The organism is Pseudomonas sp. JV245A, from assembly GCF_032424515.1.
GTDB lineage: Bacteria > Pseudomonadota > Gammaproteobacteria > Pseudomonadales > Pseudomonadaceae > Aquipseudomonas > Aquipseudomonas protegens.
Genome location: NZ_VYKE01000528.1, coordinates 1 through 501 on the forward strand (window position 1 = coordinate 1; position 501 = coordinate 501).

A 501-nucleotide genomic window follows, 5' to 3' on the forward strand; every position below is an offset into this window, starting at 1 on the left:
GCCACCAAGCTCAACCGCAGCCACCTGCTGGTGGCCCGGGAAACCTTCCTCTTTCCCTGCCTGGGCCGTACCGAGCTGGATATGCAGGACGGCCTGCGTCAGGCGATCACCGTCGAAGACTCGATGTCCATGGTGCATGCCTCGGCCGGCAAGCTGGCGCCGGCCTCCGAGTTTTTGCTGTCGGAACCGGCGATCGTCGCCGGCATGGCCCGGGCCACCCTGCCGGGCAGCCGCGTGCCCTGGCTGGAGCTGGTGGCCGACTACGACAAGATCCGCGACCTGATCGAACAGACCGTGCCCGGCTTTGACGACTACAACGCCCGCATTCGCGTGCCAGGTGGTTTCCGCATGCCCCTGGCGGCAGCCGAGCGGCAGTGGCTGACGCCCTCGGGCAAGGCCGAATTCTTCGTCTTTCCCGGGCTGCATGAGGACAAGGAAGTGGACGGCGCCGATGTGCTGCGGCTGATCACCCTGCGCAGCCACGACCAGTACAACACCACC

General features: G+C 66.7%; 1 pseudogene. It reads left to right on the forward strand.

Features of this window, described 5'->3' with window-relative positions:
- A pseudogene (locus tag F6S12_RS32860) lies at positions 1-501 on the forward strand (CbbBc protein); the annotation flags it as partial.